Below are 16,351 nucleotides of genomic sequence, written 5' to 3'. Positions count from 1 at the left end.
AGGGTGCAGGTAATGAGCTGACTATTAGGTGCTTAAGCCTATTGAATACTTAAACCAATTAGCAAGTCATCGCCTTCTTTTTTAATGGGGTAAACGTTAATTGGCTGCTTAGCCGGTCTGTTCATTGCCTTTCCCGTTTTAATGCAAAACTTTGAATTGTGCTTCGGGCACAGCACTTTGCCATCGTCTACTAGCCCGTCGGCGAGGAATGCGTGTTCGTGGCTGCAAATACCATCGGTGGCGTGATAGCTGCCATGTTGTAATTGGTAAATAGCGTAGTGATTCCCGTTAATGCAAACTTTTACGGCATCATTTTCGCCTAGCTCATGCGCTACTATTGCTTTATGCCATTGTATGTTTTCGGCAAGGGGGCTATCGCTTGCAATAACGTCTGTTTGGCCAGATGTTTGCTTTTTCGCCGCCATGGGAACCATTACTGCATCGGGCTCTAACGGTTTAATACGCTTTACTTTTCGTTCTTGTTTGGCGGTGGGTAGTTCGCGCTCTACAAAATAAGTTGGGTCTTTGGCTTGTTTGCGCAGTGCTGGTAGCATTTCTTTGTACACCGCAATCAGTCCGTTGTAGGGCTTGGGCATTTGGTCTGCAATGCGTTTCGAAAACTTAGGCAATTGGTGAAACGGCATTAATGGGTTCATATGGTGCTCGGTGTGGTACTGCATATTCATATAAAGAAACCCAAGTAGTGGGTTAACCTTTATAGTGCGCGAATTGCGGCGATGATCCCATGTGTCGTCATCTAGCCCTGCATGTTGCGCCAAAATAAATGCGCGCTGAATTAAGTTGCCATATATTTTAGGTAAACCAAAAAATAAAATTGGCACTACGCTATGTAAGTAGAAACACAGTGCTATGGGGATAAGGTTTACCAATAGGCTTGCGCGGGCCCACCAAAACATTTTGGTGTACTCCTCTTTGGGTACAAACTTCTTTGCATCTTTACTTACAATGCCAAATGCATGCTGAAAGAGAATAGGTATATAGTATTTAGCTTCGCCTAGGCTCCAAAAATTTAAAAAGTGCTCCCAAAATGTGGGCGGGCGGGTAACTGTTATTTCTGGGTCTATATCATTAATTAATGTATAAGAGTGATGGCGCACATGTGACCAGTGGGTAAAAATAATATCCCGCTGCTGCATAGCGGTTGCTATAAAGCACAGCGCTGTATTAAGCCATGCTGTATGGAAAACCGTGCCGTGGCTGCTCTCATGCCAGCGCGCATCGCAAGCACAATAAAACACCCCGTAAACAAAAAACGCGGGTATTGCCCAATAAGTGCCTAACAATGTGTAGGCTAAATATCCGCTCAAGGCTAAGCAGGTAAACCATAGTGCTGTATCTAGCAGGCCCCTATAGTTATTTCTTTGCATAAATTGCCTAAATTCTTGCCGTGGTAGCTCGGCGTTAAACCACTGCTCTTCAATAATATATTCGCTCGGGTTTATCATGGGGTGTGTCTCTATGTAGTAGTAATAAAAAAATATCCGAATTGGTTGGGTTTACTTATTCGGTTTTATTTAATCTGGTTTGATGTGCAGCGCAAAGCTAGTCGATAACTAGCTCAAGCTTTTTACTTTTAGGAAAGCCAACGCAGGGTAGTACACCCCCTTCGGCTAGCTCTTGGTTGCTAAGCGCGCTATCGCTAAGCAAGTGCACTTGCCCCGAAGTGCAGCGGCTGTAGCAGGCGGTGCAGCTTCCTTCACGGCATGAAAAGGGCCAATCAATATTGGCGTCTATGGCTGCTTGTAAAATATTTTTGCCAGAAGGTACCGTGAAGCGCTTGTAGTCGCCGGCTATTTTTACTCTGGCTTCGCAGTTTGGCGGCGTAAAATTAGGGGTAGGGTTGCTGGGTGCACTGGCAACGAAGTTTTCCTTTTTTATATTCGTAGATGCAACACCAATATTTAGTAGAGCTTGCTCTGCGAGTGTCATGAACCCTCCTGGGCCGCATAAATATGCGTAAGTAGAGGGCTGTTGTGTATTACTTACAGCAATATTATGTTGCTTTAAAATCTCTAGAGCTTTCTCTTGCGTTAAAAAACCTGCGGTGGTGTAGCTTGTAGTTTTGCCTAGCCAACCTAGCAGGCCTTTTTGGCGTTGCTTTATTTGTTGTGTGTTTTCTGAGTTTAGGTAATGAATTAGCGTAAACTTTTCGCGGTTTGCTTCAGCTAATGTGTTTAGTTCATGCGCAAACATTATTTCTTGCTCGCAGGTATTGGCATATAAAAGGGTTATATGCTCTACATGTTGCTGTGCGAGCGCGGTTTTTAAAATGGCCATAAGCGGAGTAATACCACTGCCACCACCAACTAATATAAGGTGTTTTGCGCCGGTGTTTTTTTCTGGTCGATAGGTGAAATTGCCACTCGGGCCTGCAACTTGTATTTCCATTCCCGCGCGTGCGTAAGTGTTGAGGTAATTCGAGACTATGCCGCCAGGTACCCGTTTAACACCAATCGCCAAACCTTCTTCTGGTGTGGTGAAAAGGGAATATGCTCTGCGAAGCTCTTTGTCGTTTGGGCGCACAATAAGGGTAAGAAATTGCCCCGCGAATGCAGCAGGCAAGGAGTTGGGTTCAAAATAGATGGCTTTGCTGTTCGCCGTGGGATTTTCTACCCGTGCAACTCTTAGAGTGTGTGTCGTCATAATGCACCGCTTGAATTTGGTTTAGATGGAATATTTATACCAAAATGGCGGGTACTAAAATGTTAGCTTTTACTTTGAAGTGTCATTATTTTGCTGTTCTTTAAATGTGCCTATATAGCTGATGGCTTATTTATAGGCTTTAACGTAGGGTGTGTTTGAGCTAGTTGCAAATAAATGGCACTTTTATGCTTAGAGGGGGTTAGGTTAATGTGCATCTAAATGATAATGATTTGCATGTATATTTATATTTATGTAGAATCCGGCGCCTATATATGATTCAACGTTTAGGTGAAAAATGAAAAAGTCAGTTTTAGCGTCCACCGTTGCAGCACTTGCTGTATACGGTATAAGTGGCTCTGCCGTGGCGGGGCAGCTAGAAGAGATGATCGTTACGGGTAGCCGTGTTGCAGAAAGCCAAAGCGAAGTACCTGCTTCTGTGGCCGTAGTGGGCAGGGCTGAAATAGAGCAGCAAATGCGCGTAAGTCCTGAGCTGCAAAATATGCTGGCTATTAAAGTACCTGGTATGGCCCCTGCAACAGGTACTTCAAGTAACTCCGCGCAAACACTGCGCGGTCGTAATGCACTAGTTATGATTGACGGCGTGCCGCAATCTACGCCTTTGCGAAATGGGTCGCTTGGTATTCGCACTCTGGATGGCAGCGTAATTGAGCGTATTGAAGTAGTAAAAGGCGCAAGCTCTGTTTACGGTAATGGTGCAGCGGGTGGAATGATCAACTACATTACCCGCAAGCCTGATGAAAGCCGCACGGTTGGCGGTGAGGCGAGTGTACTTACACGCTTTAGCGCGGTAGATTTAGCTGATAGTTTCGGTCAGCGTTTAAATGGCACTGTAGATGGTAGCGTGGATAAATTTAGCTATGTATTTAGTGCTACTTACGATAAAACTGGTTTAGAGCGCGATGCCGAAGGCGACATTATTGGCTTGATTTACGGCTTATCGGAAACCACCACGCAAAACTATTTCACTAAGTTGGGTTACCAGCTTGATGACGACCAAGCGTTGCAAGTTACTTACAACTACTACGAGTCGCAACAAGATGCCGACTTGGTTGATGTGTCTGGCAGTGTAAATTCAGGTACCAAAACCTACGCAATTAAAGATACCTCTGGCGAGCCAAAACCTGGTGTGCCTCAAGGGCCACGCGGCAACCACAATGTGATGGCGAAGTACACGCACGATGCGCTATTTGCTAACACCCAATTTGTTGCCGATGTGTACCAGCAAAAAATTGAAAATGTGTTTTTCTTTTCTTCAGCATTGGCGAACCCCGATGAAGGTTATACCGGCGGTCAGTCGATGATTAAATCGGTTAAATCTGGCGCGCGTTTTTCATTCAACACCGCGGTTAACTGGGATGGTGTAGACGCAACGTTTATATACGGTTTAGACGCCCTTAACGACACCACATCGCAACCACTTGTTGATGGCCGTGTATGGGTGCCAGAAATGGATATGCGCAGCAAGGCACTTTATTTACAAAGTAAGTGGGTTGTTGCCGAAGATGTTGTGATTAAAACCGGTGTGCGCAGTGAAGATATTGATATTAGCGTAGATGACTACAGCACTTTAAAATTATGTCGCACTGCCGAGACGTGTTCGGTACCGCTTGATGTGACCGGCGGCGAAATTAATTACAACGCAACCACCTATAACTTGGGTTTACGTTACAACGGTTTCTCTGGCATTAGTCCATTTGTGAACTATTCCCAGGGGGCAGATGTATCTGATATTGGCCGTCTATTGCGTACGGCTACAGTAGAAGATATTGCACTTATTCGCACCGATGCGTCGCTTATTGATCACTACGAAGTTGGTTTTGCTAGCGATTTCGATAACCTAAGCATAGAAGTTGCCGCTTACCGCAGCACGTCGGAGCTGGGTACGGGCAGCGAATACAACGCAGAAACAGGTGTATATATGCCTGTGCGTGCGCCGCAAAAAATCTGGGGCTACGAAGGCCAGTTTGAGTATCAAGTGAATGAAGACCTAACTGCAGGTGCAACTTACACTTGGGTGGAAGGTAAAGACACCGAAAACGATGTGTACTTAGGTGGTCGTCAAATTAGTGCACCTAAATTTACGGCATATGTTGATTGGGCGTTTAATAGTAACGGTCAGTTACATGCAACCGTTTTAAGAGTGGGTGACCGCGACCGTTTTGAAGCTGTAGATGGCAACTATGTAGGCGATCAAGGCCCAATTGAAAGTTATAGCATTGTTAACCTAAGTGCGACTTACAGTTTTGGTAATTGGTTGGCGCAACTCGGTGTAGAAAACTTGTTTAACCAAGATTACTACCCAGCGCGTTCGCAGGTATACACCTACAACGGTTACAACACCAAAGGCTTGGGTACCACTGTTAACGCTGGCGTAACCTATTCGTTCTAAGTTATTAAGTATGCAAGTGTTACAGGCTTTGGTGGAGTAGTTAACTACATCCACCAAAGCCTTTTTGCGTTTAGACGTTAATAAAAGATACAGTATTTATGTTTTATCTCTGGTTAAGGCGTGTGCATTTAGCACTTACACTCGTGGCGGGCATTTTTATTCTTAGCATGTGTGTAAGCGGGTTGTTATTGGTATACGCTACAGACATTCAAAAAATAATGTGGCCAAATGCGTGGACCGTGGATACGCCTGTCGACGTAAGTGAAGTCGAAACTCCCGTATTGGCTCATGAGATCGAAAGCGGCAGTTATTCTATTGATGCTGTTGTCGAGCGCGCGCAAGCTCAAGCTCAATCGCGCATAACGCTACTGAATTTACAGGTTGAACCTGATGATATTTGGCAGGTAGGTTTGGCGAATGGCAAATACGCGAATGTTAACCCTTACACCGGCGATGTGCTTAAGCAGTATTACTATGATGATACCTTCTACGGTTTTTTATTGTCGTGGCATCGCAGGTTGTTACAAAGTGGCCACAGCGCCACAGTAAGCCAAAATGTATTGTCTACAGCTGCCACCATACTGTGTATTAATTTACTTGTAGGGTTGGCGTTATGGGCAAAACCTAAGCGTCGTTTAAAGCGCATGCTTTACCGCCCCACGAACAATGCCAAATCTAAAATTGGGCAAATACACGCGTTACTTGGTGTGTATACTTTTATCCCGCTGTTTCTTATTTCGTTATCGGGCATCGCATTTTTTTGGGTTGCGCCCACTAAAGCTTTGGTGCAAGCCTTTACTTTTGGCAGTGTGACTTTACCTCAGCACCCGCAGGCCGAGACGGTGGGTGTGCCCAATCTCGCCCAAATATTGGCAAGTTCTAACAGTGTGTTTGCCAATGGCGAGCCGCGGCGAATTTATTTTGCAAAAAAAGCGGGCGACCCAATAAAAGTTCGCGTACAGCTACCTACAGAAAACCACCCATATAGTTGGGTTTGGCTAGAGCCAGAAGATAGCCGCGTAATTGATTCCTTTAATGCAGAAGCACAAAACCTAGCAACAAAAACGTGGAACTTTAGGTACAAATTCCATGTGGGGCAATGGTGGAATGGTGTTATTCAATGTTTGTGGTTACTGCTAATGTTTGTGCCCATTTTTTGGGTGGTATCGGGCGTATGGCTAGCTTTAAAACGCAGGCGTAAACCCGCGCGCTAAATACCCAGCCATACTCTAGTGCGAGGTAAAAACCTCAATACGCCTTGTTCCACAATAATTAAAGCAATAATGGAAATAGCCAGCAGCGGTAAAAATGCGGCAGTTGCTAATGTAATAACGGCAACACCTGTACCCATTGCGCGTTTGCTGGGTGGCGGTGGCGCGCCTAACGCTTGTTTAAGTGATTCGTTTGGTTTACGTTTACGCCACATTAAAAACCCAGTGATGCTTAGGGTGACTAAGCCAAGTGCAGTAATTAACCCCAGTAATTGATTAAACCAGCCAAACAGTTGCCCTTCATGCGCGGCAATGCCAATACCTATTGCTTTGTCTAATGTATTTTTCTCGCTAAATGTAGATTGCTTTGTTATTGCTCCTGTTGCGCCATCTAGCCAAACCGTTGTACGCAGTGGGCGGTTTTGATTTTGCGAGGCCGCTTTCCAATTGTTCGTTTCGCTATTGGCAAGGGAAAGTTCTACTGGTGGAGCGAGTTGTTGCGCGTGGGCGGCGGCGAGCACGGCTTGGGGTAAATTAGCGTTGGCTACCGCTTGAGCCATCCATACGGGTTTTTCTTGCTGTCGGCTTAAGGTCCAATCTGGCTGCTTACTTTCTGGTTGATTGGATGCGTGAGCTGCATGTTCGCCATGAGTATGAACAGCCACTTTAGGTTGATTGGCCCACTGGCGTACTTCTTTAAACGCGCCTCCCCATACTAACGCCCAAGGTAAACCACTTAGTAATAAAAACAGGGTAAAGAAAGCAATCCAAAAGCCGGTAACTGCATGTAAATCGCGCAGGGTTGTGCGCACGCCCAAGTTTATACGCGGGTACACAATACCGCCAAAACCTTTAAGGTTGCGCGGCCACCACAGGTACAGCCCAGTTAACACTAATACAATCGCCCAGCAAGCAGCGAGCTCCACGAGTATTGACCCTACATTGCCCGCAAGTAGCTCGCCGTGAAATGTGCGCACCAAATTAATAAACGATGAATCTTTATTTACAACTTTGAGAATAGTGAGGTTAGAGGGGTGAACGTAAACGGCGAATTTGGTTGCATCTTTCTTTAGCGTAATAACTATGGCGTGATTAGCAGATTGCGGTAATTGATAGCTTGTAAATAGCGCGCCAGGTAAGGCGCTGAGCGCTGCTTGAATATGTTGGTTTGCGCTGGCGGTTTGGCCGCTTAGGGTTAAATTGTTTTCGGCTCTGTCTTGCCAGCTTTCTATTTGCGGTTTGAATAAATAAATTGCACCAGAAACCGAAAGAAAAATAATAAATGGAATACAAAAAACGCCGGCATAAAAATGCCAGCGCCAAAGCGTACGATATAAATGTGGGTTGCTCATTTTATTGTGTCTTATATGCTAACGGTTAATTGTAGGCCGTGGCGCAGTGCGCACAGCCTACCTAAAAATTATTTTTATTTTAAGTCATACGCCAAAGTAAAATATACCGTTCTGCCCGGCCAAGGGTGTGCTACATAGGCTATTTCGTTGGTAAGGTTGTCTATACCAATGCCTAGCTTTAGCGTTTTGTTTAGCGCGTAATGTGTTTTAAGGCCTATGCGCGTGTAGCCATCTTGCGCGCCGTATACGTTGCGTTCGGTATCTGTATTGTCGGTGCGGCCATAGGCATCGCTCGCGTATTGTAGGTTTACGCTGGTGGTCCACTTTTCTGTAAGTGCATAGCTTGCCATCAGGTTGCCGCGCCAGTGTGGCATGCGCGGTAGCTCGTTACCAACAATTGAATTCTCTGGGCTAATATCGTCGCCTTCAGCGGTGCTGTTACTTATAACTTCGGTGTCAATATAGGCCCAATTAAAGCGCATATCTAAATCGCTAATCAAGAAGTCGTACTGGTTTACAATAAATTCCACACCTTGCGCTTTGGTTTCGTCTACCGGCGAGAAGGTTCGCACTGAGCCTCCGCCTGGCAAGAGTGTGGTTTGCGAGTCTATTGCATCTTCGATGGTTTCTGTAAAAACATTAATGCGGGCATAGCCATTATTGAGGCTGCGCTCAATCATAATGTTTTGGTGTATGCCGTCTTCGGGCTTCAGTTCTGGGTTGGCTAGGCTAATGGCATTGTAGGCTTGGTACTGGCTAAATAGCTCTTCCACAATTGGAAAACGATAAGCTCTTGCCAGCGAATAGCGCAGCTGCCAATCGCTATTTGGGCTAAAACCAACAGATAACTTGGGCGATAATTTCTCTGCAGATATTTCTGGTACGGGGGCTTTTTCTACATTGCCTGTGGTGGTGTTTTCTTCAGAAATATAGCCGTTGCTGCTTTTCCAGCTTTCGAAGCGAGCGCCAAAAGCCATATCCCATTGGCTGTTAATGTCCCAACTAAACTGCGCAAACGCGGCATTAATGCTTGTTTCGCCTCCGCTTGTATTTGTGAGGGTATCTTTACTGCCTGCGGCGTAGTTGCTCGAGTCGTATACGCTGTAATTTAACTGGTAGCTTTCGTGGCGTACGCCGGTTACTAAGGCAAGGTGTGTGTTGCCTAGCTGGCTAAAGCGTAATTTTGCTTCGGCAGTTGTCCAGCCCGTATCGTCATAATCAGACACTTGCCCATCTAAGGTGTAGCTGGGGTGATTAGGGTTAACGCTAGAGCTTCTATTTTGATCTTCTAAAATAGAAAACTGGTTAAGGTTTGCTTCTAATGATGTATTGCTATTTAAATCGCCTTTTAAGCGCAAGCCTACCGAGAGGCTCCTTCTGTCCATATCACTTACGGCTAAGCGACTAGCGGGAATGGTAAGGTTTTGCCCATCAACTACAACATTACCCCCCCAAATTTTATTGCCGTTTAAATCTTCTAAAAAGGGGGTGGGGCTATCGGAGCTAGACTGTCTGTCTTCGTAGGCAATATTAAGTAGGGTTTGCCAGTGGCCAAAGTCGTAACCTACTTTAAATTTTAGGTTGTCGGTTTGGGTATTTACTACGCCCGAATCACTAAAGTACAGCACGTCGTCACCGGTGCTGCTTTTGCCCGCATATGCGCCGGTTGCGGTATTGGGATTGTCTGTTTCGGTTGGTGTGTTGTAGTAAAACGATTGTGGTTGTGCATCGTTATTTAAGTGGTTGTAAGAAGCATAAAGGCTTAGGTCACCAATTTTATCGGCTGCCGATATAAAGCCTTTAAAGCCATTTACGCTATCGTCGAATTTGTAGGCGTTAAAATCCTGGGTAAAAAAGGCTCCATCAAAATGGAATTCACGCTGTTGCGGTATGGCTGTTTCTATAACAACTACACCGCCCATTGCATTGCCACTGTATTCTGCAGAGTAAGGGCCGTACAGCACTTCTACTTGGGCAATTTCACTGGCGGAAACCATGGTCCAGCGAGGCGCGCCACTCCAGCGAGATTGCAAGTGGTAGTGCAGTGGCACACCATCGGCAAAAACCATGGAGCGCGAAGTTTGAAACATATTGGAACCGCGTATACCCATAGTGCCATTGGAGTCGCCAATAAAACGGCGACGAATAACAATACTCGGCTCAAATTTAACCACATCTTCTGTGGTTGCAATATTTATGCTTTGAAAGTCTTCACGGGTGAGCACGCTATTGGGGGTGGTAAAATCGGCTTGATCACTCGCCTTGCTTTCGCCCCACACTTTCACCTCTTCAACATTTTTCTTGTCTAGCTGATTATTGTTGTGTTCGGCCAGTGCGGAGTTGCTAATTAATATGGCTGCCGTTAATACGGATAGTTTGAGGTTTTTGCTTGCAGGCGTATTGGCTAGTTGGAGCATTTAGGTTCCTTTGCGAAAATTATAGCGACAGCGAGGGGCTGTACTACTTTGCGATGGCTGCATGCTAGTTAAATAGTACCGCACTGCAAAGTGACATAATGTCGCAGGCTGCTTAATGAGCTAGGGGGGGAGCGGGTGTGGACAGGAGTGAGAAGCTGGTTGCGACAATATGTCGCACAGGTAGGCTTCTGATTCCAGTTTTTTAACCACAGTGGTAAGGTGCGAGCCTATGCAAACGAATCTAACCTTTAATCAAACCCTAAGCGGTAACCGCCGTTTAATTTTAAAGCGGTTATTGGTGTTACGTGCTGCCCTGCTGTGCGCGGTAGTAGTGGCGTTATTGTCGTTTACTTTTTTAGTGGATGTGAGAATACACACTGCAGCATACTTACTGCCCTTGGTGGGGTTTGGCTTTTGTGGCTACTGGGTGGCGCGTTACCGAAAAGGGGCTAGCGTTACCGATGCTAACTTATTGCGTCAGCTTGTGTTTGATGCCGTATTTTTGCTGGTGCTTATTTATTTTACTGGCGGCGCCACTAACCCGTTTATTTACTATTTATTGGTGCTCGTAGCTATAAGTGCGGCCATTTTCAACTCGATAATTGGCTGGTTGTTTAGCGCGGGCTGTATGCTTGCCTACACGTTTATTATGTTTACCGATGTGCGTGAGCATGTTCATCATATGTCTTCAGATTTTCAGCTTCATTTACTTGGCATGTGGGTGAATTTTGTTGGCAGTGCTGTACTTATTTGTTTTTTTGTTTCGCGCTTAGCTACGGCGTTGCGCGATAGGCAAATTGAGCTTTCGAAGGTGCGAGAAGAAACATTAAAAAACGAACAGTTGGTGGGTATTGGTACTTTGGCTGCGTCTACCGTGCATGCGCTGGGTACGCCGCTTTCTACCATGGCGGTAGTGCTTGGGGAAATGCAACACAGTTATAAACAGGGCGCCGCCAAATGGGATGCGAGTAGCCAGAACGAAAATGTAGAATTAATGCTGGGGCAAATAGAGCGCTGTAAAAAAACGTTGAGTAAGCTTAGCTTGTTATCGCAGCAACAGCAGGATGGTGGCAGTCTCGAAAATATTGCTGAATTCAGTGATGAGCTTAGAGAGCATTATTTATTAGCAAACCCTCGTATTATGCCTGCCATAGTGTTTAGTAATGAACAGCACTTTAGTGAATTTTTTATAGAGCAAAGTGTGTTGTTTCGCCACGCGGTAATTAATTTAGTTGATAATGCAATTCAAGCCGCGGTTAGGCAAGTGAAGGTGTGCTTAGAAGTAGATGCTAAAAGTAAGATTTTGACAATTGATATTGAAGACGATGGCAATGGTCTACCTAGCGATATAGAGGAACAATGGGGTAAGCCGGTAATATCGCAGAAAGAAAGCGGCATGGGCATTGGTATTTTTTTGTCTAACTCCACGGTTGAAAAACTGGGTGGAAAGGTACAGGTTAAGCGCAAGCCGCAGGTTACTCAGGTAAGTATTAAACTGCCGGTAACATGGGCCAAGCCTGCAGGCGAGGAGCGAGCATGATCCAAAAGTTACTCTATATAGAAGACGACGCAGCGCTGGCGATGGTAACTACACGTGCTCTCACCGCGCGCGGGTTTAACGTAGCGTATTTTCCGGCAGTAAATGCGGTCGACGTGGAGTTACAAGAATTTACTATGGCGCTGTTGGATTTAAAGCTAGAAGAGGGCTTATCCCTACCGTTTATTCAACAGCTGCTAGCGGCAAACCCCACCATTAAAATAGTGGTACTTACCGGCTACGCCAGCATTGCGACGGCCGTGCAAGCTATTAAGCTTGGGGCGACAAACTACTTAGCGAAGCCTGCCACAATAGATCAAATATTACTGGCGTTTGAGGGGAGTGCAGAAAGCGCTCCAGCGCCCATAGATAAAGGCGAAGATATAGAAAACATGTCGCTGCGCCGCTTGGAATGGGAGCATATTCAGCAGGCGCTTGCCGAAAATAATGGCAATATATCGGCTACCGCGCGCCAGCTTAAAATGCATAGGCGCACATTGCAGCGCAAGTTAGCTAAAAAGCCCGTGGCAGAGTAGTTAGCCACTGTTCCCCGCGCCTGCCTAAGGGCTGGCATTAAAAACCTCTTTTAATCGCCATATAAAACTGGTCGACCAAAAAATTCCAGCTAAACTAATAGTTATAATTAACGATTAATAGGGAGCGCTTACCCTATTTTGTGAAGGTTGCGAGGCCATATAAGTGATCAGATCAGAAATTAGACGAATAATTGTAAATATGGCCATTGCCGGGTGTGCATGTGTTTGGGGGGCTGTGAGTGCGCAAGCACAAACACAGCTTACCTACGCAGTTACGGATGATGCCAAAGAAGTGCTTATTGGCAATATATTAAAGTTAGCTATAGAAAAAAGCGGTCGCGGCGGTGAGTTTACTCACAATGTGCGCAACGAAAGCCTTACCGAAACCCGTCTTGTTGAAAGTGTTAAAACCGGTAGCATTACCGTTATGTGGGCCGGTACGCAAAAAGAGTACGAAGAGCAGTTATTACCTATTCGCATACCTCTATTCAAGGGCTTGTTAGGCCACCGAATATTTATTATTCGCCAGGGGGATCAGTCGAGATTTGATAGAGTGCAAACCTTAGAAGACTTGCGTCAAATTCCCTTGGGGCAAGGCCGCGAGTGGGGCGATACGGTTGTATTGAAGGCCGCAAACTTAAATGTGGTTGCACCATTAAAATACGAAAGCTTGTTTCACATGTTAGATGGCGGTCGCTTTGATGCATTCCCTAGGGCTGTGCACGAGCCTTGGAGTGAAGTAACCAGCCGACCAGATTTAAACCTAACAATTGAAAAGCGAATTTTATTGGTTTACCCCTTTGCAATGTATTTTTTTGTGTCTAAAGATAACCACCAATTAGCTAAAGTTATTGAGCAAGGTATGCGTAATGCAATTGCCGATGGCAGCTACGACGACATATTTTTTGCCAACCCTGTTATTAAAGACGCGTTAGATAGGGCTAACCTACAAGAGCGTAAAATATTTAGGTTAAGTAACCCCAATATGAGCCCGCTTACACCTTTCGACGATAAATCCCTTTGGCTTAACCTAGAAGATTTATAGCAAGTTAAATAACTGTTATCGCCAAAAAAAGGGCTTGACGGTAAACCGCCAAGCCCTTTTGCTTTTCTGTTAGCTGTTAGCTGTTAGCTGTTAGCTGTTAGCTGTTAGCTGTCTTTTCCTTATCCTTAGCCCTAGCAAGGTTAATAGTGCGAACCAACCTAAGCTGCCGCCACCCGACTTTTTATTGCCGCCGCCGTTGTTCTCTTCTGGCTGTTCAGTTTCAGGTTCTTCTGTTTCTGGCTGCTCGGTTTCTGGCTCTTCTGTTTCGGGTTCTTCGGTTTCCTCTTCTTCGTCTTCAACAACAGCAGGTGATAAGCCCACAGCAATTACGTGGCTTGCAGAAATGTCGGTAAAAGTGAATTCGGTAATAGCGCCTTTAGACTCGCCATCAATAATCACATTGTTTACTGTTCTGCCTTCGGGTGCGCTAAAGGTGTAGGTGGCGTCGTCGGTATTGGTATTGCTATACCGCAATGTTTCTGCTGGGCTAATTACTGCGCCTTCATCGAGGGCAACGCTCGATATTCGGTGGGGCATTAAATCTACGGCCATTAATTGCACATTACCTACTTCAACAAGCTGGCCTGACGGTGGGCGGAAATAGAATTTAAAATCGCGCTCGCCAACGTCGGGAGTATTAGCGAAGGTATTAAATATTTCGTAGGTACCGTCGGTGGTGCTTGGTGTCCAGTCAATAAGGGTTGTGCCATCGCCATATTCCACTTTAAATTGATCAAGGCTACGGTCTGGCGAATTGTCACCAGAAATCCACACTTCGCGCACTTCAAAGCTTTCTTCAATTTTAACGGTAATATCTAAATCCATGCCTTCGGCTTCGCCATCGTTACCGCTGGCTTTCGATCCTGCATCGCCATCGGCTATACGGCCAACTACGCCCCACCAGTCTGTTTCCCAGCCTGTGCTGTAGCTTATTAAATTACTTGGGCCTATAACTGGTACCAGTGTCTCTCCGCTACCAATAAATTCGCCTTCACTTATTACTACGTTATCTATGGTTACGGTATCTGTCCCCATTTCGCCAAATAAAAATGCGAGGCGACCACTTTCATCCATGGCTGTAAAATCCACGGTGAAGCTGTAATTGGTCATGGCTTCGCTCAGTGCGATAGTTTCAAGTAAGTAGGTGCCTTCTGCGTTAGGGTTTAAATCGTTTTTAGATAATCGCATCTGAATATTACGCGCAGCAACTGCTTTTGCATCGAAGCTTACGGTGTAGCGATAGTCTTTTTGCAAACCAAAATTAGACGTATGCATTTGCACCGAGCCGGCATTGGCGCCATCGTTAGTAAGGCTAATAACGGCTTCGCCATTTACCGAGGTGTATGTTGGGTCAGAGCCGTCGTAGGCTTCTGTGCCCCAATTGCTTAAATCGGTATCGAATGTGCCATTACTTAAAATATTCTCGCTGCGATCTATACCTGCAATGACGGGTTTGGGGTACATGTTTTCTACATCTTCAAACGCTTTTAATTCCAGCAACCAAATGGGTTCTGCTTTATTAATTCGCCCCCGAGTAACAAGCTTAATGTAGCGGTAAGGTTTATTTACATCGAATATATGCTCTGCCCAGCCTTCGCTAGTTTGTGTGGATGTAACAATATGTTCCCAGGCACCTGTGGTTTCCGATTTACCAAAAATGTCGTACACCGATGGTAAGTTCCAAGACCAATCTATCCATAAATAACTAATTTGTTTGTCGCTACCGTAATCGACTTCTACCCAGTGCGCGTTGTCGTCGGCAGGTGTTGCCCATTTAGAACCTACATAGCCATCGGCAGCATTATCTGGGGCGTGGTCGCGCTCGTCGTCTGCCCAATCGGTGCGTAGATAGTCGTCAGCGGTTACGGCTACCGGCGCTAACCAGCCTCTAAGGTTGTAAAAGCCCTTAGTGTTATTTTCGCTGCGGAAGAAACTGTATTTACTGCCATCGGTGTATTTTTGCATGGGGTCGCTGGCGGGTAGGGGCCAGTGAGCAACGTAGTCCACTACAAAGTCTGTACCGTCGCGACCAATATTGGCAGCCATTGCGTCGGTGTCTATGTATTCGTATTGCCATACACCTTCGGCATCTTGCCAGCTTGCGCCAGTGCGGTTTGGCACAGACGGGTCGGTGCTTACAGCATTATAGTTACCTACAGCCGGCCATTCCGCGTGAGTAATGGCGTGGTTCAATATCATGCGCATGGGCGTTACATATGGCCAAGGCTGATCATCCCCTTGGTTGGCGCGGGAGAAGGTTTGGGTTTTTATTCCATTTACGTAATATTCTACGGAATCGGGTGTTTTAATTATGCCGTAAGTAACGTATTCCGTTTGGGGGTTGGTAATACCTAAATCAGTGTAAGGTGTGCTTACGCCACCGTGCACTGGGTAGGGGGCTGTCCAATAGGTTTGCGGTACGGCTGTAGCTTCTGCCCCAGTAAACTCCATAATGTCCAATTCTTGGCAGGCGGTCCAACCTACGTCGGGGTAATTACCCAGTAGCCACCATGCTGGGAACTCTGCATTGCGTGCAGGAGGCGTTTTAATTCGCGCCTCAAACTTGCCGTAGGTAAAGGTTGTTGCGTCGGTTATTTGCGATTCGATACGGCCGGCACGAATAAAAAGCGGCTTACCGTTACCGCCGTAATAGTCTTGTATTTCGCCATCCATATAGCGCGCTTTAAGAATTAAAGCTTTGCCATCTAATGCGTCTTCATCTGGCTGTGCTGTGCCTATTGTCCAATCTGCAGCAGGGAATTCTACATCTTGGTAATCCTGATCCTCGCCGTTTACAAAAATATCTTTTTCTACCAGCCACGCTTCGCGGTTAAGGGTTGGGCTGTCGAAATGGTCTACAAAATCGGTATTAGCATTGGGGCTTGCCCAGTATGGGTCGTTATACTCAGTGGCGTTGGCTGCGCCACTAAGCGAAGCAGCGGCAATAGCGCAGGTTAAAAATGTACTCCACTTAGGCTTGAAGGAATGGTTATTCATTGGTGCTCCGGTAGCTTGACGTTACTGCCTGCGCGAAAAGTCGAGCTAGGCAAATTTTATTGTTATTTAGTTGGCGCCAGAAACAGCGCTTTAGCCTAATGTCTCAAAAATTACAGCGAGAGCGTGGCTAAATGCGTTGGAAGGCCTGATATGTGCGGTGGGGTGGTAAATACGGTTTTTGG

10 protein-coding genes are annotated in these 16,351 nt (G+C 45.9%); 5 read left to right on the top strand and 5 right to left on the bottom strand.

Annotated elements, in window-relative coordinates; genetic code table 11:
• Positions 1 to 38: 38 nt before the first annotated feature.
• A complete protein-coding gene (locus SDE_RS15095; RefSeq protein WP_011469360.1) occupies positions 39 to 1,466 on the bottom strand; it encodes a fatty acid desaturase in 1,428 nt (475 codons plus the stop codon).
• Positions 1,467 to 1,563: 97 nt separating this feature from the next.
• Entirely contained in the window at positions 1,564 to 2,664 is a 1,101-nt protein-coding gene (locus SDE_RS15090; RefSeq protein WP_011469359.1) for a ferredoxin--NADP reductase, read from the bottom strand.
• A 295-nt stretch (positions 2,665 to 2,959) separates the two neighbouring features.
• On the opposite strand from SDE_RS15090, the gene SDE_RS15085 reads away from it, so the two are divergent.
• Together SDE_RS15085 and SDE_RS15080 are read left to right on the top strand one after the other, a co-directional pair.
• Complete coding sequence (locus SDE_RS15085) at positions 2,960 to 5,074, top strand: TonB-dependent receptor (protein WP_011469358.1); 2,115 nt, start codon at positions 2,960 to 2,962, stop codon at positions 5,072 to 5,074.
• A 98-nt stretch (positions 5,075 to 5,172) separates the two neighbouring features.
• On the top strand, positions 5,173 to 6,288 hold the full coding sequence (locus tag SDE_RS15080; protein ID WP_011469357.1) for a PepSY-associated TM helix domain-containing protein: 1,116 nt from the start codon (positions 5,173 to 5,175) through the stop codon (positions 6,286 to 6,288).
• Here the strand turns inward: SDE_RS15080 and SDE_RS15075 are convergent.
• Together SDE_RS15075 and SDE_RS15070 are read right to left on the bottom strand one after the other, a co-directional pair.
• The gene (locus tag SDE_RS15075) at positions 6,285 to 7,637 is read right to left on the bottom strand and encodes a PepSY-associated TM helix domain-containing protein (protein ID WP_011469356.1); all 1,353 of its coding nucleotides are present in this window, start codon (positions 7,635 to 7,637) and stop codon (positions 6,285 to 6,287) included. The two genes, SDE_RS15080 and SDE_RS15075, sit on opposite strands and share 4 nt — an antisense overlap.
• Positions 7,638 to 7,711: 74 nt before the next feature.
• The gene (locus SDE_RS15070; protein ID WP_011469355.1) at positions 7,712 to 10,054 is read right to left on the bottom strand and encodes a TonB-dependent receptor; all 2,343 of its coding nucleotides are present in this window, start codon (positions 10,052 to 10,054) and stop codon (positions 7,712 to 7,714) included.
• A gap of 229 nt (positions 10,055 to 10,283) precedes the next feature.
• On the opposite strand from SDE_RS15070, the gene SDE_RS15065 reads away from it, so the two are divergent.
• The 3 genes from SDE_RS15065 to SDE_RS15055 all read left to right on the top strand — a co-directional run bounded on the left by SDE_RS15065 (position 10,284) and on the right by SDE_RS15055 (position 13,172).
• Entirely contained in the window at positions 10,284 to 11,594 is a 1,311-nt protein-coding gene (locus tag SDE_RS15065) for an ATP-binding protein (RefSeq protein ID WP_011469354.1), read from the top strand.
• Positions 11,591 to 12,127, top strand: coding sequence for a response regulator transcription factor (locus SDE_RS15060; RefSeq protein ID WP_011469353.1), 537 nt, complete (start codon positions 11,591 to 11,593; stop codon positions 12,125 to 12,127). Before SDE_RS15065 ends, SDE_RS15060 begins: the two co-directional genes overlap by 4 nt.
• A 163-nt stretch (positions 12,128 to 12,290) precedes the next feature.
• The gene (locus SDE_RS15055; RefSeq protein ID WP_143710903.1) at positions 12,291 to 13,172 is read left to right on the top strand and encodes a transporter substrate-binding domain-containing protein; all 882 of its coding nucleotides are present in this window, start codon (positions 12,291 to 12,293) and stop codon (positions 13,170 to 13,172) included.
• Between the two features lie 90 nt (positions 13,173 to 13,262).
• Here the strand turns inward: SDE_RS15055 and SDE_RS15050 are convergent, their stop codons facing one another.
• Complete coding sequence (locus SDE_RS15050) at positions 13,263 to 16,169, bottom strand: family 16 glycosylhydrolase (RefSeq protein WP_011469351.1); 2,907 nt, start codon at positions 16,167 to 16,169, stop codon at positions 13,263 to 13,265.
• Positions 16,170 to 16,351: the final 182 nt, after the last annotated feature.

Source organism: Saccharophagus degradans 2-40, from assembly GCF_000013665.1.
Taxonomy (GTDB): Bacteria; Pseudomonadota; Gammaproteobacteria; order Pseudomonadales; family Cellvibrionaceae; genus Saccharophagus; species Saccharophagus degradans.
The sequence above is the reverse complement of the archived record's forward strand: the minus strand, read 5'-3'. Positions and strand labels throughout refer to the sequence as shown.

Excerpts from the sequence above, each read along its gene's own strand:
- SDE_RS15095 (WP_011469360.1), bottom strand. The coding sequence starts at position 1,466 with ATGATAAACCCGAGCGAATATATTATTGAAGAGCAGTGGTTTAACGCC.
- SDE_RS15090 (WP_011469359.1), bottom strand. The coding sequence starts at position 2,664 with ATGACGACACACACTCTAAGAGTTGCACGGGTAGAAAATCCCACGGCG.
- SDE_RS15085 (WP_011469358.1), top strand. The coding sequence starts at position 2,960 with ATGAAAAAGTCAGTTTTAGCGTCCACCGTTGCAGCACTTGCTGTATAC.
- SDE_RS15080 (WP_011469357.1), top strand. The coding sequence starts at position 5,173 with ATGTTTTATCTCTGGTTAAGGCGTGTGCATTTAGCACTTACACTCGTG.
- SDE_RS15075 (WP_011469356.1), bottom strand. The coding sequence starts at position 7,637 with ATGAGCAACCCACATTTATATCGTACGCTTTGGCGCTGGCATTTTTAT.
- SDE_RS15070 (WP_011469355.1), bottom strand. The coding sequence starts at position 10,054 with ATGCTCCAACTAGCCAATACGCCTGCAAGCAAAAACCTCAAACTATCC.
- SDE_RS15065 (WP_011469354.1), top strand. The coding sequence starts at position 10,284 with ATGCAAACGAATCTAACCTTTAATCAAACCCTAAGCGGTAACCGCCGT.
- SDE_RS15060 (WP_011469353.1), top strand. The coding sequence starts at position 11,591 with ATGATCCAAAAGTTACTCTATATAGAAGACGACGCAGCGCTGGCGATG.
- SDE_RS15050 (WP_011469351.1), bottom strand. The coding sequence starts at position 16,169 with ATGAATAACCATTCCTTCAAGCCTAAGTGGAGTACATTTTTAACCTGC.